Raw genomic sequence first — 24,305 nt, forward strand, 5'->3', positions numbered from 1 at the left:
TGAGCCAATCAGCACCGTCCAGCGTCAATCAGCCGTTGCCTGTCTCAAGACCCAACACCGACTTCTTCAACACAATCGCCCAATTGCGGACATTCGGCCGGCGCGGCATGGTGTGGCGATGGCAGAGTTCGAGAGCTTGGACGGCGAAGATAACTGGGACGCGGAGCTTGCCGCTGATCTGGTCGGTTGTACGCTTCTGATCGGCCTCACATATGTCGATCACGATGATTGCCTGATCCGGCGTCGGCAGCTCCACGGAACGGTTGTTTCAGTCGATCGCTACTCCGGCATCGTAATCCGCCAAGGCACTGGCGAGGATGCCACGATTGCTCCTGTCCTCAATGCAATCGAGCCTGCGCAGCCCGGTATCTACCAGCTAGCTGACGAAGACGCGGCAGTGGAGGACCCAGATTTCACTGCGCTTCTGACCGTCCGCGCGCCCCTTCGTAGCTAGCCTGCCATGTCGGCTATCGCCCAACTGCGGACATGCGACCTTCTTGCCAAACCGTACGTTGGTGCTAGCGTTCGTCAATAAGGAGCGGCTCATGTTACGTGGTGCGTTACTGGCAGCATTATTCGCGGCTGCTGTGCCGGCTGCGGCGCAGAAAGTGAACGTTCCGGCGATCCTTCCCGACGCGTCGTCGGCAGACGACATCATTGTCACCGCCTTGCGAATACCGCGCGAGAAGCTCCCGACCGGCGTTTACTGGGACTATCAAACGCTGCTTTCGAGCAAGATTGCTCGTGAAAACGCCCAGATGTTCTTACGGTGCGCGCTTAAGTCGAGTGACTTCAAGTCGATACGGATGGTGGTCGATGGCGAGCCTAACAGTGCGAACGCCCGCTTTGCTCAGGGGTGGATCAGGAAGACCCATCGTGGCTGCTATCCACCAACAACCTTGGCCGGGTACACTACGCCTGCCAAGCCATATACGATTGCCGACGTAGGCGGATCGATACTGGATCGGGGCGTCATCGTGGAGTCAGTGCTCAAATCCTATGCTCCCGACGCGGCTTTGACGCCGTCAATCACCGCAGACGCTGCCGTGCAAGGCCGCTTTCAGCAGCGTGAAGGGCTTCGCAATCGGCTCAGGCTCCCCAACGATCTTGACGCCCTAGTGTTTGCCTCCTGCCTCGTCAGACAACAGCCTGTGCTGGCCACGCGTTTGTTTCAATCGGAGCCGGGCTCTTTGCTCGAACGCGGGCTTACTCAAACCATCATCGTTCAGGGACGCGAATGCGTTGGGCAAGCCAGCCGTGTGACGGTCGATCCTAGTTTGCTGCGTGTCTACATCATAGACGCTTTTTACCGCTGGGTTGTCGCCTCTCGGGGTTTAGAAAGTCTGATCCCAGCTGACGCATGAACCCGCGTCGCAGCCGACGCTTGATGTCCGCTCTCCACCAAACCCGGACATTCTCGATGCACGATCGTTGTTGCGACACTGCGCCGCGCCGAGACGTGTCATCGCCCGCTGACGCAGCGTGCCGACCGGAGTCGACTCGCCATGCTCGCCGTTCGCCTGATGAACCCGGGCGTGGGGATCGAAGGGCTGGCGCGGTCGGGCAACCAGCATCGTCCGGATCGCGTCAGGGCAGACTGGCCGGTATGAAGGTCACGAAGATGTTCGCGGTCAGACGCCCGGTTTCGGGGTCCGGGCTGAGCCGTTCGGGTGACGGAACGCGCCCCGAGTGCAGGACGCAGCTGCGATAGACGATCAGCCTGTTCATCTCGGCCGACACCTGCATGATGGGTTCGAACCACGGCGCACCGTCCTCGACATATCCGTCCAGCGTGGCTTCGCCGGCACGGTGAGCATCGTAGCTGGCGAGCCGGCTCGGGCTCAACGTCTCGAACCCGGTCGCACGATGGCGGTAGAACGACGTTCCGCCGTGGTCCGCGCCGCAGAGATAATGCAGGATGGCGAATTGCATCGGATCGACCGAGTCGACGTGCGGGGCTCGCTGCGGAGGGGCGAGCGCATCGGGGGGCAGGGTCACGAGGGAAAACGCGCCCTGCGCCCGGATCGGACGAACCGCACCCAGTGAGAACGCCTCGGCGATCGGGCCCGTCAGGACGTTCACCACCTTCTGGATATAGTCGCTCGGCAGCGCGCTCCTGAGACCCGGAAAGCCGCCGGCGGGACTATAAGCGGGCAGGAGGTCGCTGGCCGAAACACCGCGGACCAGTTCGTCCGGATCGGCAAGTATCCCGTCCGACTGGAGCAGCGGTTCCTGTTCCTGCCCCAACAGCGTCGCGTTCAGCCTCGCTCCCGGTGCCAGCTGGAACTGTGTCATCGAACCTCGCCACCAGCTTTCGACGATCGGGTAGCGGCTTTCGCACTATCGTCCAGCCTCGGTGCGGCGGCGGATTGGCGGATCAGCAGGGAATAGGGATGCTCGACCCTGCGCACGGGGTCACGGCCCTCGAGCTGGGCGATGACCATGTCGGTGGCCGTGACCGCCATTTCGAAGACGGGCTGGCGTATCGTCGTGATCGGCGGCCACGCGATCCGCGACACCTCCGAATCATCGAAGCCGACGATGGACAGATCGCCGGGCACGGACAATCCGCGGCTGCGCGCCGCGGTCAGGGCACCGACGGCCATGTCGTCGTTCTGCGCGACGATCGCGGTGGGCAGGTCGCCGGCACCGAGCAGGTCCCCGGCGGCGGCTTCACCACTTTCGCGGGTATAGAGGCCGTCGCGGATGCGGTCTGCGCGGATGGTCGTGCCGACCGTCGCGAAGGCGTCGCTGTAGCCGCGCATGCGGGCTTCGGACGATCGATGGGTCGGGTCGCCACGAATGACCGCGACGTCGCGATGCCCCAGTTCGATCAGGTAGCTCGCAAGACGAAAGGCGGCCTCCTGATCGTTCATCAGGGTTTCCGGGCCCACATCCGACGCGGTGGTGGACCCGATCCGTGCGCACGCGATGCCCGCTTTGGCCAGGTCGCCGAGCAATGTCGGATCGTCGGAGGCCGGTGGCGCGAGGACGACGCCGTCGAGTGCCGCGGATCGAAGAAGGCTTACGACCTCCGCCGCACGCTTCGCCACCGACGTGATCGGAAGCACCACCAGCCTGTATCGCTCGTTGCGCAGGCGATCCAGGACGCCCATCTGCAGTTCGACGACGAAGCTGGGCGAGGGGTTCTCGTAGACCAGCCCGATCAGATGCGATCGGCGGCGCACCAGCGCCTGCGCGAACAGGTTGGGGTGATAGTTCAGCGCCTCGGCGGCGGCACGAACGCGCTGTCTTACGGGCTCGCTGACGTGCGGCGCATTGTTGAAGACGCGCGACGCCGTCTTGATCGACACATCGGCGTGAGAGGCGACATCGCGAAGGGTGGATCGGCGGTTCAGGTGCGGCGCCACTCGAATTCCCCTCGATCATCGTACGTGTGCCGCGCTGCCCTTGGCCGGCACTCTCGGCCACGAAATGCTTGAATGGCACAAAGCCCGACCTGTCAAATCGCGCCCTAGATCACGAGGCTCAGCAGCATCGTAAATCCCAGGCCGAACACGCCGACCAGCGTTTCCATCAACGACCATGTGCGGAAGGTCTGTTTCAGGCTCAGCCCGAAATACTCCTTGAACATCCAGAAGCCGGAATCATTCACGTGGCTGAACATCAGGCTGCCGGCGCCGATCGCCAGGACCATCAGGCTGCCATCCGCCTGATGGGTGGCAACTATCGGCTGCATGATTCCGGCTGCCGTCAGTCCCGCGACCGTCGCCGATCCCAGCGCGACACGGATCGTCATCGCCAGCAGCCACCCGAGCACCAAAGGCGGCAGCGGCATGCTGTTCAGGTGCGCCGCCAGTGCCACGTCGGCACCGCCCGCGACGAATACCTGTTTCAGCGCGCCGGCGCCGGCAATGATGAGCAGGATGCCGCCGATCTCCGTCACCGCCTGCGCCTGCCCGACACCGACTTGCGCCAGCGTCCTGCCCTGTGACGTGGCCAGCACGACGGTCGCCACCACCAGCGCGAACAGCATCACCAGCGCCGGATTGCCGAGCAGTGTGACCAGCGCCTCCGCCGAACCGCCGGCCGTGCCGTACTGGACGATCGTCGCCAGCGTCAGCAGCGCGACCGGCAGCAGGGCGCAGGTGAAGCTGCGCAGGGCGCCGGGCTGGCGCGCTGCGTCCGCCGCTTCGGACGGGGTGAACAGCGCGGGCGGGCGGGCGATGACGCCGCGCGTCGTGATCGAGAAGATGGGGCCTGCGATCGCCAGCGTTGGGATGCCGACGATCAGCCCCAGGATCAACGTTCGTCCGATGTCCGCGCCGAACTGCGCCACCAGCGCCGTCGGCGACGGATGCGGCGGCAGGAAGCCGTGCGCGATCGACAGCCCGGCCAGCATCGGAATGCCTAAGTACACAGCCGGCATCCGCACCCTCTCCCCCACCGAAAACACCAACGGCACCAGCAGCACGAAGCCGACATTGTAGAACAATGGGATTCCGACCAGAAAGCCGGTCGCGGCCATCGCGACGGTGATGAACCGCCGGCCCGACCAGCCGTACAGCGTGTCGGCGATGCGTCGTGCCGCGCCGCTGTCCGCGACGAGCTTCCCGAACATCGCGCCGACGACAAGGATGATCGCGATCGGGCCGAGCATCGCGCCGATCCCGGCCTCGATCGTGGACATGATCTTCGCGGGGGGAAGACCCAGCAATACGGCGGCCAGAACGGACGCCGCGATGAAGGCGATAAAGGGATGAACCCGCCCGACCGATATGGCGAGGATCAGCAACACTACCGCGGCAAGGATCGCAACCAACGTCATGACAGGCCGGCTCCCTCAGGCCGGCGGATCAAGCCGCGGCGTGTATAGCGCCCTGTCATGACACGCGGACGGCGATGCACAAGGGGCATTGCCACATGCGGTCCGGGGCATCGTCGCGAAGTCATGATCGGCGCGGCGCGACCCCGCGGGTGGTCTGCCAATCCTCGTATTCGAGCGATCCGCATCGCCCCGGAGTTGAGTGTGGACCGATTGCCGTGTCCGCAGAGTGAGAGTAGGTTGCGAAGATGCAGCGGAAGACGGCAGAGACAGCGACGGAGACCGAGGATCGCCCCCCCGCTCGCAAAGGCGACCGGCATCAGGAAGCCGTCACCATGCTGCGGCGGATGATCCTGGCGGGGGAACTGGCGCCCGGTGAACCCCTGCGCGAAGTGGCGTTGAGCGAGCAGTTCGGCACGTCGCGCACACCGGTACGCGAGGCGCTGCGCACGCTGGCGGCCGAGGGGCTGGTGACGTTGCTGCCCAACCGCACGGTGCAGGTCAGTCAGCTCGACGAGCAGGCCGCATCGGAGGTGTTCACCGTTCTCGGCGCGCTGGAATCGCTGGCGGCGCGGTTGGCGTGTGAGCGGATGGGGGGGGAGGATATGGAAGTGCTGTCGGAACTTCAGGAGGACATGGCCCGCTATTTCGAGAGCCGCGACCGGCCGCGCTATCTGGAGGCCAACCGCCAGATCCACGAGCTGATCGTCGAATCCTCCGGCAACGCATCGCTCATCCTCGCGTGGCGGCTGTTGCTGCCGCGGGCCGAACGCGCGCGGCATGTCAGCACGCTGGATCACGAGCGGTGGGAAGCGGCGTTCGAGGAACACAAGCTGATCGAACAGGCATTCCGGGCGCGGGATGTGCCCGCCATCGCCGAGTTGATGCAGTCGCATTTCGATAACGGGGCGGACAGCATCAAAAACGCGCATCGGCGCGCCCGGCGCGAGGAGCGGTCGCGCGCGTACCAGACGGCGGCGGGTTCGACACCGCGCAAGTAACCGTCAGACGGTATCGGCGCGGTAGATCGGCCGCGAGGCGTCGATCCGCAGGAACAGCAGCGCACCGATCGCGGACAGCGCCGCCAGCACGAACATCGCCGCATTCCACCCGCTCCAGTGCAGGATATAGCCGGTGATGACCGCGGCCAGCGCGCCGCCGATATTACCGAACGTGTTCATCACCGCCGACACCGAGCCGGCGAAGATGCCGCCGACATCCAGCGTCAGCGCCCACGACACGCCGACCGTCAATTCCAGCCCGAACACCGCCAGCGCGAACCACGCGACGCTGACCAGGGGCGAGGCGCTGAGCACACCCGCCGGGATCGCGACCGCCGCCAGCAGGAAGCCGACCACCGCGACGACGCGCCGCGCCAGCGTGACATGGCCCCAGCGGTGGAGCAGCCGGTCCGACACCCAGCCGCCGGTGATGTCGCCGACCACGCCCGCCATCAGCGGCAGGCTGGCGAACAGGCCCATCTGCGCGAGATCGAAATCACGCACCTCGTTCAGGTATTTCGGGAACCAGGTCAGGAAGATGTTGATCGAATAGGCGTAGCAGAAATACATCGCCGAGATCAGCCAGAGCTGCGGCTGCGCGAGGATGAAGCGCCACGGTACCTTTGCCGTCACGGCACCGGCTTCCCCCTGCGGCGCGAGCGCATCGGTGATCAGCCGCCGTTCCGCATCGTTGGTGGAGGCGTGCTGCTGCGGGCTGTCGCGGTAATACCAGAACCACACGGCCCCCCAGATCAGGCCCAGCACCGCGAAGATCAGGAACGGCGCACGCCAGCCGAAATGCAGCATCAGCCAGACGACCAGCACCGGCGTCAGCGCCGCCCCGAGCCGTGCGCCGGCATGCGTCAGCCCCTGCGCGAAACCGCGTTCGGACGGCAACATCCAGCGGCTGAGCGAGCGCGTGGCATTCGGGAACGCACCCGCCTCTCCGCAACCGAACAGGAAGCGGCAGACGATCAGCGACGACGCGCTCCACGTCGCGGTGGTCAGTGCGGTGAAAGTCGACCACCAGATCACGATCGCGGTCAGCACCCGACGCGGCCCGAACCGGTCGCCGAGCCAGCCGCCGGGGATCTGGAAGATCGCGTAACCGATCTGGAAGATGCCGAGCACCCAGCCCCAGGTGCGGTTCGACAGGCCATATTCCGCCTGGATCATCGGCCCGGTGACCGAAATGACCACCCGGTCCATATAGGTGATCATATAGGCGAGCACGGTCAGCCACAGCACGACGTGCCGCACGCGCGTCGGCCGCATCCCCGCCACCGACACCTTGGCCGCAACCGCCATGTCGCTCATCGGACCGACGGGACCTTGCTGCCGCCGATATAGACCGCGGCGATCCTGCGGCTGTTCAGGATGTCGCGGGTGGGATCGGCGTTCAGTACGACGAAGTCGGCGAGCCGGCCGGGCGCGATGAGGCCGCGGTCGTTGGTGCCCAGCCATTCGGCGGAGCGGGCGGTGGCGGTGTGGATCGCTTCCGCAGGCGTGAAGCCCGCCTTCACCAACTGCTCCAGCTCCCAATGTTCGGAATAGCCGGGCAGGCGTCCCGGCGGGCCGGCGTCGGTGCCGAAGCCGTACTTCACGCCGCTCTTCGCCAGCAGCATGATGTTGTCGCGCGCCTGTTCGTCGATCCGGGGCAAGGCGGGGTAGATGCGGCTGGTGGCGATGGTCTTCTCGCGCTCCGGGCTTTCCAGCCCCGCGATCGTTGCGGGATCGGCGGCCTGGCGGAAGAACGGATCGCGCGTGCGGGGATTGTCGGCGGCGAAGGCATAGACCGCCGCCTCCCGGCTGAGGGTGGCCGCACCCTGCCACACGCCGCGCGCCTTCATCGCCGCGATCAGCTCCGCATCCACGGGCTTGTCGCGGACGCTGTGCATGAAGCCGTCGATCCCCTGCGCCACCAGTTCCTTGGCGTCGGCGAGGTAGAAGACGTGGGCGAGGACGCGCTTGCCGTTGCGGTGGCCGGCATCGATGATCGCCTTGCTGATGGAATAGGGCATCTTCGGCATCGCGCCGAGTTCGTCATCCATCCACAGCTTGATGTAATCGACGCCCTTCTTCGCCTGCGCATCGACCTCCGCCGCGGCTTCCGCGGGCGTGGCGACGGGGTGATTGATGCCGGGAACGCCGCCATAGCCGCCCTTGAAGACCAGCCCCTGACCCGCCGTCAGCAGGCGTGCCATCGTCTGCGGACCGTTCCGGCCGGTGTCGCGGATGGCGATGATGCTATCCTTGTCGGTGCCCATCGACTGGACGGTCGTGACGCCGAACGCGGCATAGGTGCGCAGGTCCTTGCGCACGCTGTCGGGGGTGAAATATCCCTCTTTCTGGACGAGATCGCGGACCGTGCCGATATGGATGTGGAGGTCGACGATCCCCGGCATCAGGTACTTGCGCTTGAGATCGACGCGGGCTGCGCCGGGTGTGCGCGGGACCTGTTTCGCTGGGCCGACCCATGTGATGACGGCATCGTCGACGACCATCGCCTGATCGGCCTTCGGCGCGGTGCCGCTGCCGTCGATCAGGGTGAAGCCGTGATAGACGACCGTCGCCGCCTCCGCACCGACGGCGCACATCGCAGCGGCCCCGGCCAGCAGCCCAAGACCCAATCGCTTCCACCGAGTCGTCATCCTCGCCCTCCTCTTGCCGCCTGCAATCCGGCGGCCGCTCTGGTCGTCTTCGCCAATCTTTCGTCCGCGCCGTCGACCGCTTACCCACTATGCATGCAACCGAGACATAATGTATGCAACATCAAAAAGGCGCGGTGGTCAGCCGCGCAGGCGACCAGGAGAGTATGCGTGCGGCAGACGGGATGGAAGATTGCAGTTCTGATGCTGTCGGCGGCCGGAGCTGCTGCCGCGACGTCCGGCCGGGACGGCGACTGGACGGGGTTCGGCGGCGACGAGGCGGGCACCCGCTATTCCGCGTTGCGCGACATCACGCCCGCCAATGTCCGACGGCTGATCCCGGTCTGGACGTTCGAACTGAAGCCGCAGGAGAGCAACAGCCCTCGCCTGCTGGTGAGCAGCATGACGCCGCTGGCGATCGGCGGGATGCTGTATCTGGCGACGCCGTACGGCCGCATCGTCGCGCTCGACGGGGCGACGGGGGCCGTGACGTGGACGTACGCCTTGCCGGCTGACGACGGAATCGCCGGGCGCGGTTTGGGGTATTGGCCGGGCGAGCGCGGGGGTGGGGCGTCGCCGCGCCTGTTCTTCGGCACGCGATCGGGCCAGTTGATCGCGCTCGACCTCGCCACCGGTAAGCCGCCGGCAGACTTCGCGCCGATCCAGTTGCGCACGGCGGAGGTCATGAACGGCACCAACGGCGGCGGCTTTCCGGCAGGCTATACCTACCAGATCAACAGCGCGCCGGCGATCGCGGGCAACGTCGTCATCACCGGTGCGCGGTTGCAGGAGTCGCCGGTCGAGGGGCCGGCGGGCGATGTGCGCGGCTGGGACGCGCGCACCGGCAAGCTGCTCTGGACGTTCCACTCGGTGCCGCGTCCCGGCGAGCGGTTCCACGGCACGTGGCAGGGCGACAGCTGGGCGAAACGGTCGGGCGTCAACGCATGGAGCAGCATGTCGGTGGACGAAGCACGGGGGATCGTCTTCGTGCCGTTCGGCGCGCCCGCCTACGACCGGATCGGGGTGGACCGGGCGGGGGCCAACCTGTTCGCGAACTCGCTGGTGGCGCTCGATGCACGCACGGGACGGTATCTGTGGCATTTCCAGACGGTGCATCACGATATCTGGGACCTCGACCTGCCGGTCCAGCCGACCCTGATCGAGGTGCGGCGCGGCGGACGGACAGTCCCGGCGGTCGCGGCGATGAACAAGACGGGCTATCTGTTCGTGCTCGACCGGGTCACCGGCAAGCCGCTGTTCCCGGTGCGCGAGACGCCGATGCCGAAAAGCAGTCTGGACGGCGAGCAGGCATGGCCCACCCAGCCGATCCCGGCCGCGCCGCCGCCGGTGATCCGCCAGTCGCTGACCACCGACGATCTGGCGACGGTGACGCCGGAACTGGCCGCGCATTGCCGCGCGCGCGTCGAGAGCGAGGGCATCGGGTTCGCCGCGCCGTGGGAGCCGCTGCGCACCGACCGGCCGATGGTGCGCCTGCCCGGTAGCGGCGGCGGGCCGAACTGGGGCGGTGGGGCCTATGACGGCAAGCGGGGCCTGTACGTCATCAACACCAGCGAACTTCCGTCGGTGGAGAAGATGGGGAAGGACGCGAAGGGCAATTGGTACAATGCCGGTCCGCAGCCGTCGTGGTTCGGGATGGGCGGCGCGCGGATGCCGTGCCAGCGGCCGCCCTGGGGTAATCTGACCGCGATCGACGTGTCGAACGGGCGTATCGCGTGGCAGGTGCCGCTTGGTGTAACCGACAGCCTGCCCGCCGCCTTGCAGAAGACGGGGCGGCCCAATGTCGGCGGTCCGCTCGCCACCGCGACCGGGTTGGTGTTCATCGGTGCGTCCGACGATTCGCGCTTTCGGGCGTTCGACACCGCGACCGGGCGCGAACTGTGGACGTTCCGGCTGGGGGCATCGGCGCATGCGACGCCGATCAGCTATCGTGGGCGTGACGGGCGGCAATATGTCGCGGTGGTGTCGGCGGGCGGCTCCTATCTGGGCAGCCCCGGCACCGCGAGCCGGCTGGTCGTGTTCGCGCTTCCGCGTCAGGGAGAACGGCCGGCCGCCAGCGCCTCGGTCGCGCAGGCGGTGCCGGTGGAGGCGAAGCGCGCCGCCGTCGTCGCGGCAGCGGCTGTGCGGAGCGATCCGGCGTCCTTCGCGCCGGGGGCGGAGAAGGCCTTCGCCGAGAAAGCCTGCACCAGTTGTCACGTCGCGGCGCAGGTGACCAGCCAGCGCAAGACGCGCGCCGACTGGGTGGCGACGGTGGAGAAGATGGTCGGCTTCGGCGCGCAGGTGCCGGACGACAGGTTCGATGCGCTGGTCAGCTATCTGGCCACCAACTATCCGGCGGATCGGTAGGGTCGGGCGCGGTGACCAGCGCGTCGCGGGTCACCGTGCCGACATCGCGCTGACCGGCCAGCGCCATCGCGACCGCCAGTTCGTGGCGCATCAGCGACAACATGGTCGTCACCCCAGCGCCTCCCTGCGCCGCCAGCGCGAACGCCCAGGCGCGGCCGAGCAGGACGCCCTTCGCCCCCAGCGCCAGTGCGCGCAGGATATCGATGCCCGAGCGGATGCCACCGTCCATCAGCACGTCGGCGCGGCCGTCGACCGCCGCGACGACGGCGGGCAGGGCGGCGATCGACGACGGTGCGCCGTCCAGCTGACGGCCGCCGTGATTGGAGACGATGATCGTTTCCGCACCAGCCGCGACCGCGTCGCGCGCGTCGTCGGGATCGAGGATGCCCTTGATCGCCAGCCGCCCCTGCCAATGCTGCCGCAACCAGTCGAGATCGGCCCACGTCACGGTCGGGTCGAAGTTGCGGCCGACCCACGCGGTGAACTGCGCCAGCCCAGCGCCCTCGGGCATGCGCGCGGCGAAATTGCCCAGCGTGTGCGGGCGACCGCGCACGCCGACATCCCATGCCCAGCCGGGATGGCGCGCGATCTCGAACGAGCGGCGGAGTTTGGCGGCGAGGCCCTGATCGCCGGTCAGGCTGCTACGCACGTCGCGGCGGCGCGGCGAGTGGATGATGAGGTCGACGGTCAGGATCAGCGTCTCGACCCCCAGGGCGGCGGTGCGTGCCAGCAGGTCCTCCATGAACCCGCGGTCCTTGATCATGTACAATTGCAGGATCAGGGGGGCGGTGACGCCGCCCGCGACCTCCTCGATCCCGCAGCAGGCGGAGGAGGACAGGATGAAGGGGATGCCCGCCGCTTCGGCCGCGCGCGCCGCCTGCACTTCGCCGCGCCGTGCGTAGAGGCCGGCGAGGCCGATCGGCGCGAGCGCGACGGGGAAGCTGGCGGGGCGGCCGAACAATGTCGTGCCGAGATCGACGGTGCCGACGTCGCGCATGACGCGCTGGCGCAGCTTCAGCGTCTGGAGGTCCGCCTCGTTGGCGCGCAGAGTCTCCTCCGCGAACGAGCCGCCGTCGATATAGTCGAACAGGAAGCGCGGCAGGCGCCGGCGGGCCATCTCCCGGAAATCGTCGATCCCGGCCGGTGTCACGGCTGCGGACTCATCGACCGGTCCATGCCGGCGTCTCCTTGACGAGGAAGCTGCGGACGCCCTCCGCGAAGTCCGAACTGCCATAGATGGCGGCGATCAGGTCGTCGATGCCGGGCTGGTTCGCGGTGCCGATGCGGCGGATCGCTTCCTTGCTGACCTGCATCGTCAGGGGGGCATGGGTCAGCAGGCGTGCGATCAGCGCCTCGACGGTGGCGTCGATCTGGTCCGGCTCGACGAGGTCGTTGACGAGGCCGAGCGTCTTCATCTCTCCGGCGCCGATGATCTCCGCTCCCAGCAACAGCCGCTTGGCGACCGCGATGCCGGCATGCTGCACCAGCCGGGCATAGCCGCGCGCGGACAGGCAGTTGCCGATCGTGCGCGCGAGCGGCGATCCGAACCGCGCGCCGGTCGCGGCAATGCGGAAATCGCTGGCGAAGGACAGAGCGAGGCCGCCGCCGACCGCCCACCCGTCGACGATCGCGATCACCGGCTGCGGCAGGGCCTCGACCGCGCCGACATAGGAGTCCATCTCCGCCTCGTAGGCGACACCCTGCTCGCCGGTCGTGAAGGACTGGAAGCCGGCGATGTCGGTGCCCGCGACGAACGCCTTGCCGCCGGCACCGCGCAGCGTGACGACACGGATGTCGCGGTCGGCCGCGAAGGCGGCGCATGCCTCGCCCAACCCGCGCCACATATCCCACGTCAACGCGTTGTAGGCGTGTGGACGGTCGAAGACGATGCGCCCGACCGGGCCGACCCTGTCGTAGCGGGTGACGCCTTGGCTCATGCCGCCTGAGGCTCCGCGATCAGGCCCTTGTCGGCAAGCTCGTGGCGGATTTCCGTGCCGTGTTCGTCGAGCAGCGGCGGCGGGAAGCGCACGACCTGCGGCGTCGCGGACAGTTTCACCGGGAAACCGAGCGCCTTGAAGCTGCCCTCCACGGGGTGCGCGATGTCCTGCACCATCGCGCGGGCGTGCGTGTGTTCGCTGGCGAGGGACTGTTCGTAGTTGAGGATCGGCCCCGACGGGACGCCGGCCGCGAGCAGCGCGTCGACCCATTCGGCGGCGGTGCGGGTGCGGAAGCTGGGGCGTAACAGTTCGATCAGTTCGCGGGCGTTCGTCACGCGCGCGCTGTTGTCGAGGAAGCGGGGAAGGTCCGCCAGATCCTGGCGCCCGATCACCGCCAGCAGGGCGAGCCACAGTTTCTGGTTGGCGGCGGCGAAGACGAACCAGCCGTCCGACGCCTCCACCGCCTGATAGGGGGCGGACATGCGGTTGGCGCTGCCGAGCGGCTGGGGGCTCTTGCCCGTTCCCCAGAATTCGGCGGTTTCCCAGATCGACAGGCCCAGAGCCGCCTCGAACAGCGACGCCGTGACGAGCTGGCCCTCGCCCGTGGTCTGGCGCGCGAGGATCGCGGACAGGATGCCATAGGCGGCGAACAGCGCGGAGCCGAGATCGCCGACCGGCGTCGTATTCTTGACGGGCTCCTGATCCGGAATCCCGACCGCGCTCATCAGGCCAGACATCGCCTGTGCGATCAAGTCGTAGCCCGGTCGCGTCGCCCACGGGCCACCGGGACCGAAACCGGAAATACTGGCGTAGATCAGCCGCGGGTTCAGCGCGCGCAACGTATCGTAGCCGATACCTAGGCGGTCGGCGACGCCGGGCCGGCCATTCTCGACCACGACATCGGCGGTCTTGACCAGTGCATAGAAGGTGTCGCGATCCGCCGGCGCCTTCAGGTCGAGCACGATCGAACGCTTGTTGCGGTTAAGTGCCAGGAAGCCGGGGCTGTCCTCTCCCTTCAGACGAAATCCCATCGAGCGGCGCGAGCTGTCGCCGACCTGCGGCGGTTCGACCTTGATGACGTCGGCGCCCATGTCGCCCAGCAACATGCAGCAGAACGGCCCGGCCATGACCTGGGACACGTCGAGGACGCGGATGCCCGCCAAAGGCTGGTTGTTCGTCATCGTCCCACTCCCCCCATCACGGCTTGTACATCCGTCCTGCATTCAAGATAACAAAATTGCATACAATATGTTCGTGACGTCGCAAGTCACAGATCGCTCAGCCGGCAGGCCTGGTCGGCGTGATCGCAATGGCGGTCTGCGCGGCGGCATCGGGCGGCAGGTCGGCCTGACCCGCCGGAAAACCGTTGCGCGCCAGGATCATCGCCTCGATCGCCGCAACGGTTGCGCCGCCGAGCGAACCGGGATTGTCGAGCGGCATCGTCGTCTTGATGCGGGTGAAGAGTGCGCCGGCATCCTGTCCGTTCCAGTTGGCGAGGAACGTCCCGCCGGCCAGTGGCGGTGCCTGATCGCCGCCCGCGAGGGAGTCGCCGTGGCACGATGCGCAGTGCTGCGCATAGGCGGCGGTTCCGCGCTCCACCTGCGCCGCGCTGTAGACCCCGCTCCAGACGGTGCGGCCGGCGGCGCTCACGGCCCCTTGCGACAGGGCGATGGACGGAACGGCGACTGCGGTCGCGAGGATCAGGGGGAGGGCGCGCAAGAGCATCGATATGGCTTTCGACGGAGGCGGGGCGACAGGCGCAGGGCTCGGGGTCGGATCAGGCGGCGGGCACACGGAACACGATGAGTTCGGCAGGGTAATTGCCGCCGCCGACCGCGATCGCGATGTGCTGTCGTCCGTTGAGCATGTACGTCATCGGCGCACCGGTCTGCCCGGCGGGCATGTACACCGCGCCCTTCTGCTCGCCGGTCGCCTTGTCATACGCGCACAGCATCGCGCCACGGCGACCGTCGGGTAGCGTGAAGACGCCCGGTTCGCCGCAGATCACCAGCGTCTTCGTGACGAGCGGACCGACATTGCCCGGCCGGCCGGTCTTGGGGAGCGTCATCCCCTTCAGCTTGGGATGGTTGCGGATCGCGTCGGGGGTTTCGCCGTGCGGCACCTGCCACAGATGGCTGCCGGTCTTCAGGTCGATGGCGGTGATGCGGCCATAGGGCGGCTTCAGCAGCGGCAGCCCCTCGACCGTCAGCATCCCGTAGGTGTGATCGCCCCGCTTCGGCGCGGTAGGCATGCCGCGGACGTTGATATAGGCGAAGTCGGACAGCTTGGTGTCGCTGTTCTTCAACTCCGTCATCACGTCGGCGACGGTCTTGGAATAGACGTAGACGACGCCCGTCTCCGGGTCCGCGCCGCCGCCCGGCCAGTTGGTGCCGCCGGTCAGGTTCGGCGCGGTCAGCGTGCCCCATTTCCCTTCGGGCTCGAACACGACGGCGGGCGTGTAGAGTGGGCCGGTATGATAGTTCTTCATCACCTCCAGCGCCTTGGCGTGAAGTTCGGGCGTGAAGTCGATCAGGTCGTCGGCGCTGACGCCCTGCACGTCATAGGCCGGCGGCCTCGACGGGATCGGCTGCGTCGGGGAATACCATTCGCCCGGCACGTCGCCCTTGGGCACCTTGCGCTCCGGGATCGGCCACACCGGTTTGCCGGTTTCGCGGTTCAGAACGTAGAGGAAGCTCTGCTTGGTCGGCTGGGCCAGCAGCTTGACCAGCTTGCCCTTGATCGTCACGTCGAGCAGGATGGCGGCGCAGGGCACGTCGTAATCCCACAGGCCGTGATGGACGAGCTGGTAGTGCCATTTGCGCTCACCGGTATCGAGATCGACCGCGACGATGCTTTCGCCGAACAGGCCATTGCCGCGCCGGTACTGGCCGCCGACATCGCCGGTCGGGAGTTCGATGCCGAGATAGGCGAGGTTGAGTGCGGGGTCGGCCGAGATCTGGCACCACATGCCGGCGTTGCCGATCTTGTCGGTGCCGTCGAGCCACGTGTCGTAACCGAACTCGCCCTTTTTCGGGATGGTGTGGAAGATCCACTTCCGCTTGCCCGTGACGGGATCGTAGCCGCGGACATAGCCGCGCACATTGTCATAGGTCTTCGGCACGTTGCCGGCAGTGTGCGCCGCACCGACGATGACGGTGTTCTTGACGACGAGGGGCGTGGAGTTGAGGCCGACGTCGCTGTCGACGGGGTCGATCTCCTGATCGAAGTCGGTCTTCAGGTCGACCGCGCCGTCGACGCCGAAGCCGGGGATACGCTGCCCGGTCTTCGCATCCAGAGCGATCAGGCGGTACCCGATCGTGACGTAGAGGAGGCGTTCGTCGGTGCCGTCCGTCCAGTACGAGACGCCGCGCCCCGACAGCGTTCGTGGAGCCTTGCGTGCCCGGTCGCCCTCGTCCTCGCGGTGGACCCAGAGCAGTTCGCCGGTTTCCGCATCGAGCGCGATGACATCGCGCCGCGACCCGGCGGTCGAATAGATGACGCCGTTCACCACCAGCGGCGTCGCCTCCAGCTGGTAATCCGCGCGCGCCCCCAGCTTGTCGGTCCTGAACGTCCACGCGACCTCCAGCGCGTTGAAGTTCTCCGCCGTCACCTGATCGAGCGGCGCGTAGCGCGTGCTGCCGGGATCGTTGGCATAGTGCAGCCAATCGGTATCGCCGGGTGCCCGCTTGCGCGGGGTGATCTGGGCCAGCGCCGGGGCGTGCGCCGCCAGCCAGGTGAGCGGCGGCAGCGCCAGCAGCGCGCGTCGGTTGAATTTCATGGCGATCCGGCCTGTCGGGCGCTCAGTGCGCCGGTTCGAAATTGTGGAGGATGACCGGGCGCGGGTTGATCGGGATGCGCGTCGACATCGGTGCGCTGGGATCGTTGCCGGCGCGGTGCCAGCGTCCCTTGGCGGCGGTGACCACGTCGCCCGGCTCCGACACGAAATACGGATAGCCCTCGATCTTGTAGCCGATACGCCCTTCCATGATGAACCAGAATTCGGTCCAGTCGGTGTGGAAATGGCCCTTGTTGGTGTCGGGCGGCACGGCGTCGGCCGCCTTGCCGCGCAGGATGTTGGACGTGAAGTGATCGTCCCAGACGAACTTGCCGTTATACGGTTTGTCGCCGATCGCGATCGTCTTCATGAAATCGACCCAGACGGGATTGGTGTCGCGGTCCTTGGCCGGGCCGGGATTGCCGGTGACCTTCATATAGGTGCGGCCGGGCTGCGGATCGGGCGTCACGGTACCGGGGTAGAGCGGCGCGGAGCCGGCTTGACGAACCTCGAACCACAAAGCGGGGCGGGTGCCGGTATTCTCGATCGAATAAACGTGGCGGAACGGGACGCTGACCATGAAGCCCTTGGTCGCGGTGAACGGTTCCGTGCCGTCGATCGTCACGCGGACGGAGCCGTCCCAGACGATGAACATGACCCGGTCGTCCGCGTAAAATTTGGGCTTCGTCGCCTTGCCCGCGCCGAGCGAGACATAGTCGCCGTCCTGCTCCTGATTGCGGATGATCGGCTGCACCCAATCGGTCTTGCCGCGGTGCGCGGCGAGGATGTCGGACAGTTTCCAGTGGACCCGGTTGGGGGCGGCGTAAGCAGTTGCCTTGCTTGGTTTCGGCGCCCAGTATTCGCCGGTCATGCGCGGTTGGGTGACCGGCATCGGATCCTCGCGGCCGGAAAACTGCGCGGAGGCGGCCACGGTGGTGCCGAGCACCGCCATCGCTACGCCAAGATTCAGCACGCCCTTCATCCCTGATCTCCTGTTCTCGCCGCGTATTCGCGTCCGGGTTGCCATCGACTTTGTATGGACAGTCGCAATCTTGTATGCGATCTGATGTCCCGTCAAGTCGCAAAGCGGGAACGTCTTCGGCACGGCCGATGCGGAAATCCGGCGCGGCATGTGGGGAGGACGCCGATGGGCAGGACAGGTTTGGGCGTCATCGTCGCACTGGCGGCGCTCTCGCCCGCGATCGGCAGTGCCGCCGCCGGCGAAACCGCCGCCACCGGCTATCAGGCCGATCTGGGGCCGATGCCGCTCGACGACGAGACGAAGGTGTTCATCGCCGGGCGCGGCGAGGCGACGGCGGAAGTCGTCGGAGCACGGCTGGTCGTGAAGGGCAGCTTTCGCGGCATGCCGTCGCGCGCGACCGCCGCGCACCTGCTGATCGGTCCGGCGACGGGCGTGCCGGGTGCCAAGGTCGTGCCGCTCGCGGTGGAGGGCGACGGCACGGGCACCGTCTCCGGCAGCGTTCCCTTGACGCGCACGATGCGCGACGCGTTGCGCACCGGGCGGCTGTATATCCAGATCGATAGCGAGAAAGCGCCGCCCGGCTATAGCTGGGGACCGAAGGGCACGCTGTGGGGCTGGCTGTTGCCGGCACATGAGCGCGGCCGGCCGGGCGTTCCGCAACAGGGCGACTGGTTCATTCCCCAACTCGACACTCCATCGCGCTGAAAAGGCTCGCCGAACCGATGCACACCCGCCTCCGGTCCCCCCTGTTGCTGGTCGCCGCGACCGGCGTGTTCGCCACCAGCATCGCCGTCGGGCAGGGCAGTGTCGGGTTCTTCACGCCGCAGCAGGTCGACGCGGGACGAGCCGCCTACGCCGAGCAATGCGCCGCCTGCCACCAGGCCGATCTGGCGGGGGCGACCGATGCACCGGCGCTGGCGGGGACGTCGTTCCTGAACGTGTGGGGCAAGCGGCCGGTCGCGGCGCTGTACAGCAAGATTCACGCGTCGATGCCATACGGTCGTGGTGGCTCGCTCGACGACGGCACCTACGATGCGATCGTGGCATACGTGCTGTACGTGAACGGCGTCGCCGCGGGTGCGAGCCCGCTCGACCGGACGAGCCAGACGGTGCTCGGCCCGATCGCCAGCGGCAAGGTGCCGGGCGACGCCTTTGCCGCTGCACCGGCTCAGACCGAGGCGGCGGGCCCCCCGGCGGGCAGCGCGGCGTCGCAGAACGCGCAGATCGCCGGCGCGAAGGAGGCTGCGCCCGCCAACGGTCCCGGCGGATCGGCCGCGCCCGCGACCTCCGCCGGCTTCTCCGCGCCGGGACAGGTGGTGAAGTACGCCGATCCCGGCCGCTTCGTGCTGCCGACAAAGCTGGGCCTGAGCCTGGAAGGGGCGATCAAGGATTACGTTCCGGTCACGGATGCGATGCTGCGCAATCCGCCCGCCGAGGACTGGCTGATGTTCCGGCGCAACTATCAGGGGTGGAGCTATAGCCCGCTCGACCGGATCGACACGGGCAATGTCGGGCAGCTGCAGCTGAAATGGATGTGGTCGATGCCGGAGAACGGCACGATGGAGGACACGCCGATCGTCCATCACGGCATCATGTACATGTGGGGCGTCGGCAACACGATCCAGGCGCTCGACGCGCGCGACGGCGAACTGCTGTGGGAGAACCGGCTGGGTCCGCTGCCCAAGAGCGCGGGGCCGGGACCGTCGTCGGTGGAGACGCGGGCGATGGGGCTGTACGGCACCAATCTGTACGTCAACACGCCCGAGGGCTGGGTCTATGCGCTGGACGCGCGCAGCGGGCGCGAGGTGTGGAAGACGCACATCACCGACCAGAAGCCGGGCGTCGGCTTCTCCACCGGCGGGCTGATCGTCATCAACGGCAAGGTGATCGTCGGCATGACCAATTGCGGGCGCAAGGGGACGCCCGACCACTGTTATATCAGCGCGTACGACGCCGCGACGGGCAAGCGCGACTGGACATTCACGACGGTGGCGTTGACCGGCCAGCCGGGCGGCGACAGCTGGGGCGGGATGCCCGACAACGACCGGAAGGGATCGGAGACGTGGATCGCCGGCACCTACGATCCCGAACTCGACACCACCTATTGGGGCACCGCGCAGGGCAAGCCGTGGCGCCGCGATGAGCGCGGGTCGGCGACGGGCGCGACCGATTACGCGAACTCCACGCTGGCGCTCGATCCGAATACGGGCAAGCTGAAATGGTGGTTCAACCACGCGCCGGGCGAAACGTTCGACCTGGACGAGGTGTTCGAACGCGTGCTGATCGACCACGGGCCGAAGAAGTCGCTGTTCACGATCGGCAAGGTCGGCATCCTGTGGAAGCTGGACCGCGAGACGGGCCAGTATGTCGACTCGGCGCAGACCGTGTTCCAGAACGTCTTCACCAGCGTCGATCCGAGGACCGGGCGGCCGACCTATCGCAAGGACGTGGTGCAGCAGCAGTCCGACCAGTGGCTGTCCTCGTGCCCCGGGCCGGAGGGCGGGCACAATTGGCAGGCGATGAGTTATCACCAGCCGACCGATGCGCTGGTCATCCCGCTAAGCCAGAGCTGCGTGCTGATGCTGGGGAACGGGAGCCAGGTCTATTACGAAAGTCCGGGCAGCGGCGGCAATGTCGGGCGGCTGTCGGCGTACCGGGCCGCCGATCTGAAACCGCTCTGGACGTTCCAGCAGCGTGCGCCGTTCCTGACATCGGTGGTGTCGACGGCGGGCAACCTCGCCTTCGTCGGCGATTTCGACCGCGTGTTCCGTGCGGTCGACGTGCGGAACGGCCGTACGCTGTGGAAGACCCGGCTGGGGACGACGGTGCAGGGCTTCCCCGTGTCGTTCGGGATCGACGGCCAGCAATATATCGCCGTCACCACCGCGCTCGGCGGCGGCAGTCCGCAGCTGAAGCCGGGAACGATGCTGGGCGAGGTCCACCGGCCCGTCACCGGGTATGCGGTGTACGTGTTCGGGCTGCCTGACACCGAATGACGGCATTGGCCTGACACCGATTGCAGTTTTTTGCACGCACGATCACAAAGTTGTCGACAAAGCTAGAAAAGTCGCCGACAAACCTGTTTCGAAACGGAGAGGATAATCCGGCGCAATCAGGGGTACGACCGAGCGGAAAGCCGCCGGACGTGACGAGCGACAGACGCCCACCCCCGATCAGCGTCGATCCCTCTCCGAACAGGTTTCGGGAGGAGGGGATATCATGACGACATCTGCATTCGGGCTTGGCTGCGGCGTATCGATGCGGCGCTGGGCGATGGCGACCGCGAGCGGTGCGGCGCTGGCGGTGACGCTGGCATCGCCAGCGTTCGCGCAGGTGGACCCCGCCGGCCAGTCGGTGCCTGCACCGACGACGCAGCCGGGATCGTCGGCCAGCACCCCGTCCACGGCCGATCCTGCTACTCCGACCTCGGCCGCGACGGTCGATGCTCAGGAGACGGAGGACAGCGCCAACGCGGCGGATATCGTCGTCACCGGATCGAGGATCACGTCGAACGGCTTTGCGGCCCCGACCCCGACGCAGGTCATCGGCGCGGCCGACCTGAACCGTCTGGCCCAGCCCAACATCTTCAACGCGGTGGTGCAGTTGCCATCGCTTCAGGGCAGCACCGGCCGTGCGGTGTCGGTCGCGACGACATCGAGCGGCGTGCAGGGCCTCAGCTCCTTCGCGCTGCGCGGTCTGGGCGCGATCCGCACGCTGACATTGCTCGATGGCCAGCGGTTCGTCGGCGCCAATTATTCGGGCGTCACCGACGTCAGCCAGTTCCCGCAACTGCTGATCCAGCGCGTCGACGTGGTGAACGGCGGCGCATCCGCCTCCTACGGGTCGGATGCGGTCGCCGGCGTGGTCAATTTTATCACCGACAAGCGCTTCAAGGGCTTCAAGGCCAACATCCAGGGCAGCATCACCACCTACGGTGACGATGCGGGCGGCACTGCGCAGGTCGCGTGGGGCAACAGCTTCGCGGACGATCGCCTGCACGTCGCCCTGAGCGGCGAATACGGATATCAGGGCGGCGTTCCCAATCCGGGCTTCGGCATTACCGGTGCCAATGGTCGCGACTGGTTCGACTCGCCCGCCTTCGTGCAGACCGGCACCACCAACACGCCCGCCGGCCAGCCGCGAATCCGGTACATCAACAACGCGCAGCAATATCAGTATTCGAAATTCGGCCTCATCACTTCGGGTCCGCTACAGGGCATCGCCTTCGGTGCGGGCGGCCAGCCCTACCAGTTCCAGTACGGGTCGAACGGCGTGCCGACCGGCACCGGCGGCGTGACGGGCTGTACTCCCTCTTTCTGCTCGGGTGGCGACACCAGTGGCGTGGTGGGCGCGGGCACCAGCCTCGCCAGCAAGCTGGAGCGGTACAACGCCTATGGCCGCGTCGGGTATGATTTCGCGCCGGACAACGAGATCTATGTCACCTTCAACGCGTCGCGCGTGAAGTCGGAGAACTCGCCCAATCCGGGGTTCGCGCAGCAGGCGAACCTGACGATCCAGTGCGGCCTGAACAACGCGAACGCCAATCCGTTCGTGCCCGCCGCGATCCAGCAGGCCTGCACCAATGCCGGCATCACGTCGTTCCAGTACGGATCGGCGCTGGCGCAGCTCGGCGACTTCATCAAGGTGAAGCCGGTACGCACCAATTTGCGCGGCGTGCTGGGAGCGGCGGGCAAGTTCCAGGGGCTGGGGACCGAGTGGAGCTACGACGCCTATTACGAATACGGGCACAACTACACCGACCTGCACGTCGACAACATGCTCAACATCTCGCGGTTCAGGGCGGCCTATCAGGCGGTTCGCCTGCCCAACGGCACGATCGCCTGCGCCAACGTCGCAGCGCGTGCGGCGGGTTGCGTACCGCTCAACATCATCGGCGACGGCGGCGTGACCGAAGCGGCGCTGAACTACGTCAAGCCGGCGATCGGGCCGTACCAGCATACCTGGTCGAGCCAGAACGCGGCGGCGCTCAGCCTGAACGGTCAGCCGCTCCAGACCTGGGCCGGTCCGCTGTCGGTGGCGTTCGGGTACGAGTTCCGGCGCGAATGGTACCGGACCAAGGCGGACCCGTACGGCAACGGCGTGACGGCGGATAATCCGAACACCGCCGACTATCCGGCCGATCCGACGCAGAACACCGTCAGCGGCGGCAACTGGTATGCCGGCAACTACAAGAACGGTACCGGCCGCTACAATGTGCACGAAGGTTTCCTCGAACTCGACATCCCGATTTCGAACGAGGACCAGATCGGCCGCGCGAACATCAACGCCGGCGTCCGCCAGACGCGCTACAGCACGTCCGGCTGGATCACGAGCTGGAAGATCGGCGGTACCTGGGACACGCCGCTGACCGGCATCCGCCTGCGCGGCGTGACGTCCCGCGACGTTCGCGCGCCGAACCTGTCGGAGCTGTTCCGGACACCGACCTTCGCCAACGCCACCTATCTGGACACGCGCGCGCCCGGCCAGTCGCCGACCGCCGGCCAGTTCGTGCAGGCGCCGACCAACACGATCGGCAACACCGCGCTGCGTCCGGAAACGTCGCGCAACACCACCGGCGGCGTCGTCTTCAACGGCAGCGAGGCGGGCATCCTGCCGGGCTTCAACGCTTCGTTCGATTATTACGACATCAAGGTGAAGGGGATCATCATCGCCTTCAGCGGACAGGCGGCGATCAACCAGTGCTTCCAGCAAAACATCACGGAGTTCTGTTCGTCCTTCAACCTCGACCCGGCGGCGGGCGCACTCTTCGTGAACGAGCAGCTGTTCAACTTCGCCAAGGTCCGCACGAACGGTTTCGATATCGAGGCGAGCTATCGCCGTCCGCTGAGCGGGCTGGGCCTGCCGGGCAGCTTTGCGGTCCGCGGTCTGGCGACGCGGGTGCTGCACTATACCGAGACATCGGGCCTGCCGGGCACGATCCCGACCGAACAGGCGGGCAACAATCGCGGCAGCACGCCGGACTGGAAGCTGCTCGGCATCCAGAGCTGGGACACCGACCGGTTCTCGTTCTCCGTCACCGAGCGCTGGTTCTCCAACGGCGTCTATTCGAACGAGTATATCGAGTGCGATCCGGGCAGTTGCCCCACGACCGATCCCACCGGCAACACGTCGACGATCGGCGACAATTCGATGCCAGGCGCCTTCTATGTCGATGTCGGTGGATCGTGGAACTTCTCGAAGCAGATCTCGGCCTATTTCAAGATCGACAACATCGCCAACAAGGCGCCCGAGCAATCGCCGCAGAACGGCGTCAGCTACGGCTTCAATCCGCTGCTGTACGATGTGCTGGGCCGCACGTTCCGCCTGGGTGTCCGCCTGAGCTTCTGATTGGCCTGCGATACCCGGCCCGTCGCTACGGTCAGGCGGCGGGCCGGACGTCCTTGCGCGCAGGACGTGCGTTCCCCGACCGATCATCGCTTTCCGCGAACAGGTCGAGGCGGGCGGCACGTCCGCGACACCGTAGCGGCAAGCCAGGGTCGCACCCCGGCATCGAACCGAGAAGGACACGCCGCGGCACACGAAGTGCGGCGGCAGTTCTCGATAGCCGTCATCGTGCCTTCCTGACCACATACAGGAAGAAACAGTCCAATTGCGCCGCAAATGCATCACATTGGTATTGTCTCCCAGAACATGTCGTGACACTTTCGCCCACCGGATCAACCGGATGAAGACGTGAAACGTCGGTCTTCCGATGCGGGCGCCAGACCCGTGGAAGGCCGGGCGACATGCTGTTGATCGCCGCCGCAATGTTGGCGGCGGTGAGACTGGGCGGCATTCTTCATCCGATGGTC

At 66.9% G+C, this 24,305-nt stretch carries 18 protein-coding genes; 7 read left to right on the forward strand and 11 right to left on the reverse strand.

Annotation, left to right across the window (positions count from 1 at the left end; all coding sequences use genetic code 11):
• A partial coding sequence (locus ILT43_RS06130) for a hypothetical protein (protein ID WP_204196509.1) occupies positions 1-454 on the forward strand: 454 nt, incomplete at its 5' end.
• 91 nt (positions 455-545) lie between these two features.
• Positions 546-1,364 (forward strand): hypothetical protein, encoded by an 819-nt coding sequence (locus tag ILT43_RS06135; RefSeq protein WP_204196510.1) that lies wholly within the window; start codon positions 546-548, stop codon positions 1,362-1,364.
• A gap of 223 nt (positions 1,365-1,587) precedes the next feature.
• On the opposite strand, the gene ILT43_RS06140 is transcribed toward ILT43_RS06135, so the two are convergent.
• The 3 genes from ILT43_RS06140 to ILT43_RS06150 all read right to left on the reverse strand — a co-directional run bounded on the left by ILT43_RS06140 (position 1,588) and on the right by ILT43_RS06150 (position 4,789).
• Positions 1,588-2,295: a DUF6445 family protein gene (locus ILT43_RS06140; RefSeq protein WP_204196511.1), complete on the reverse strand. Its 708-nt coding sequence runs from the start codon at positions 2,293-2,295 to the stop codon at positions 1,588-1,590.
• Positions 2,292-3,371, reverse strand: a complete 1,080-nt coding sequence (locus ILT43_RS06145) for a substrate-binding domain-containing protein (protein ID WP_204196512.1) — start codon at positions 3,369-3,371, stop codon at positions 2,292-2,294. Before ILT43_RS06145 ends, ILT43_RS06140 begins: the two co-directional genes overlap by 4 nt.
• Before the next feature lie 104 nt (positions 3,372-3,475).
• Positions 3,476-4,789, reverse strand: coding sequence for a GntT/GntP/DsdX family permease (locus ILT43_RS06150; RefSeq protein ID WP_204196513.1), 1,314 nt, complete (start codon positions 4,787-4,789; stop codon positions 3,476-3,478).
• A gap of 245 nt (positions 4,790-5,034) precedes the next feature.
• On the opposite strand from ILT43_RS06150, the gene ILT43_RS06155 reads away from it, so the two are divergent.
• On the forward strand, positions 5,035-5,787 hold the full coding sequence (locus ILT43_RS06155; RefSeq protein WP_204196514.1) for a GntR family transcriptional regulator: 753 nt from the start codon (positions 5,035-5,037) through the stop codon (positions 5,785-5,787).
• Positions 5,788-5,790: 3 nt separating this feature from the next.
• Here ILT43_RS06155 and ILT43_RS06160 read toward each other — a convergent pair whose 3' ends face one another.
• Both ILT43_RS06160 and ILT43_RS06165 read right to left on the reverse strand, forming a co-directional pair.
• Positions 5,791-7,104, reverse strand: a complete 1,314-nt coding sequence (locus ILT43_RS06160; protein ID WP_204196515.1) for an MFS transporter — start codon at positions 7,102-7,104, stop codon at positions 5,791-5,793.
• Positions 7,101-8,438 (reverse strand): amidohydrolase family protein, encoded by a 1,338-nt coding sequence (locus ILT43_RS06165; protein WP_204196516.1) that lies wholly within the window; start codon positions 8,436-8,438, stop codon positions 7,101-7,103. The genes ILT43_RS06160 and ILT43_RS06165 overlap by 4 nt, the downstream gene beginning before the upstream one ends.
• 168 nt (positions 8,439-8,606) lie before the next feature.
• Here ILT43_RS06165 and ILT43_RS06170 point away from each other — a divergent pair, with 168 nt between their 5' ends.
• The gene (locus ILT43_RS06170; RefSeq protein ID WP_204196517.1) at positions 8,607-10,799 is read left to right on the forward strand and encodes an outer membrane protein assembly factor BamB family protein; all 2,193 of its coding nucleotides are present in this window, start codon (positions 8,607-8,609) and stop codon (positions 10,797-10,799) included.
• Here the strand turns inward: ILT43_RS06170 and ILT43_RS06175 are convergent.
• The 6 genes from ILT43_RS06175 to ILT43_RS06200 form a co-directional block, all read right to left on the reverse strand.
• Positions 10,762-11,949, reverse strand: coding sequence for an L-lactate dehydrogenase (locus tag ILT43_RS06175; RefSeq protein ID WP_318293470.1), 1,188 nt, complete (start codon positions 11,947-11,949; stop codon positions 10,762-10,764). The genes ILT43_RS06170 and ILT43_RS06175 overlap by 38 nt on opposite strands.
• A 10-nt stretch (positions 11,950-11,959) precedes the next feature.
• Positions 11,960-12,736, reverse strand: a complete 777-nt coding sequence (locus ILT43_RS06180; protein ID WP_204196519.1) for an enoyl-CoA hydratase — start codon at positions 12,734-12,736, stop codon at positions 11,960-11,962.
• Entirely contained in the window at positions 12,733-13,917 is a 1,185-nt protein-coding gene (locus tag ILT43_RS06185) for a CaiB/BaiF CoA transferase family protein (RefSeq protein ID WP_204196520.1), read from the reverse strand. Before ILT43_RS06185 ends, ILT43_RS06180 begins: the two co-directional genes overlap by 4 nt.
• A 97-nt stretch (positions 13,918-14,014) precedes the next feature.
• Positions 14,015-14,455, reverse strand: a complete 441-nt coding sequence (locus ILT43_RS06190) for a c-type cytochrome (protein ID WP_204196521.1) — start codon at positions 14,453-14,455, stop codon at positions 14,015-14,017.
• A gap of 58 nt (positions 14,456-14,513) precedes the next feature.
• On the reverse strand, positions 14,514-16,514 hold the full coding sequence (locus ILT43_RS06195; RefSeq protein WP_204196522.1) for an outer membrane protein assembly factor BamB family protein: 2,001 nt from the start codon (positions 16,512-16,514) through the stop codon (positions 14,514-14,516).
• Between the two features lie 22 nt (positions 16,515-16,536).
• Complete coding sequence (locus ILT43_RS06200) at positions 16,537-17,493, reverse strand: cupin domain-containing protein (RefSeq protein ID WP_204196523.1); 957 nt, start codon at positions 17,491-17,493, stop codon at positions 16,537-16,539.
• A 165-nt stretch (positions 17,494-17,658) separates the two neighbouring features.
• Here ILT43_RS06200 and ILT43_RS06205 point away from each other — a divergent pair, with 165 nt between their 5' ends.
• From ILT43_RS06205 to ILT43_RS06215, 3 genes are all read left to right on the forward strand, one after another.
• The gene (locus tag ILT43_RS06205) at positions 17,659-18,198 is read left to right on the forward strand and encodes a CHRD domain-containing protein (RefSeq protein WP_204196524.1); all 540 of its coding nucleotides are present in this window, start codon (positions 17,659-17,661) and stop codon (positions 18,196-18,198) included.
• A gap of 17 nt (positions 18,199-18,215) precedes the next feature.
• Complete coding sequence (locus tag ILT43_RS06210; protein WP_204196525.1) at positions 18,216-20,489, forward strand: outer membrane protein assembly factor BamB family protein; 2,274 nt, start codon at positions 18,216-18,218, stop codon at positions 20,487-20,489.
• 223 nt (positions 20,490-20,712) lie between these two features.
• Positions 20,713-23,841 carry a TonB-dependent receptor plug domain-containing protein gene (locus ILT43_RS06215; protein ID WP_204196526.1) on the forward strand — a complete coding sequence of 1,043 codons (3,129 nt, stop codon included), beginning with the start codon at positions 20,713-20,715 and terminating at the stop codon, positions 23,839-23,841.
• The last annotated feature ends 464 nt before the right edge of the window (positions 23,842-24,305 follow it).

The sequence above is a fragment of the Sphingomonas longa genome, from assembly GCF_016892685.1.
GTDB classification, from domain to species: domain Bacteria; phylum Pseudomonadota; class Alphaproteobacteria; order Sphingomonadales; family Sphingomonadaceae; genus Sphingomonas; species Sphingomonas longa.

Bases quoted from the DNA above. Each gene is read 5' to 3' on its own strand.
- ILT43_RS06135 (WP_204196510.1), top strand. From the start codon at position 546: ATGTTACGTGGTGCGTTACTGGCAGCATTATTCGCGGCTGCTGTGCCG.
- ILT43_RS06140 (WP_204196511.1), bottom strand. From the start codon at position 2,295: ATGACACAGTTCCAGCTGGCACCGGGAGCGAGGCTGAACGCGACGCTG.
- ILT43_RS06150 (WP_204196513.1), bottom strand. From the start codon at position 4,789: ATGACGTTGGTTGCGATCCTTGCCGCGGTAGTGTTGCTGATCCTCGCC.
- ILT43_RS06155 (WP_204196514.1), top strand. From the start codon at position 5,035: ATGCAGCGGAAGACGGCAGAGACAGCGACGGAGACCGAGGATCGCCCC.
- ILT43_RS06160 (WP_204196515.1), bottom strand. From the start codon at position 7,104: ATGAGCGACATGGCGGTTGCGGCCAAGGTGTCGGTGGCGGGGATGCGG.
- ILT43_RS06165 (WP_204196516.1), bottom strand. From the start codon at position 8,438: ATGACGACTCGGTGGAAGCGATTGGGTCTTGGGCTGCTGGCCGGGGCC.
- ILT43_RS06180 (WP_204196519.1), bottom strand. From the start codon at position 12,736: ATGAGCCAAGGCGTCACCCGCTACGACAGGGTCGGCCCGGTCGGGCGC.
- ILT43_RS06185 (WP_204196520.1), bottom strand. From the start codon at position 13,917: ATGACGAACAACCAGCCTTTGGCGGGCATCCGCGTCCTCGACGTGTCC.
- ILT43_RS06195 (WP_204196522.1), bottom strand. From the start codon at position 16,514: ATGAAATTCAACCGACGCGCGCTGCTGGCGCTGCCGCCGCTCACCTGG.
- ILT43_RS06200 (WP_204196523.1), bottom strand. From the start codon at position 17,493: ATGAAGGGCGTGCTGAATCTTGGCGTAGCGATGGCGGTGCTCGGCACC.
- ILT43_RS06205 (WP_204196524.1), top strand. From the start codon at position 17,659: ATGGGCAGGACAGGTTTGGGCGTCATCGTCGCACTGGCGGCGCTCTCG.
- ILT43_RS06210 (WP_204196525.1), top strand. From the start codon at position 18,216: ATGCACACCCGCCTCCGGTCCCCCCTGTTGCTGGTCGCCGCGACCGGC.
- ILT43_RS06215 (WP_204196526.1), top strand. From the start codon at position 20,713: ATGACGACATCTGCATTCGGGCTTGGCTGCGGCGTATCGATGCGGCGC.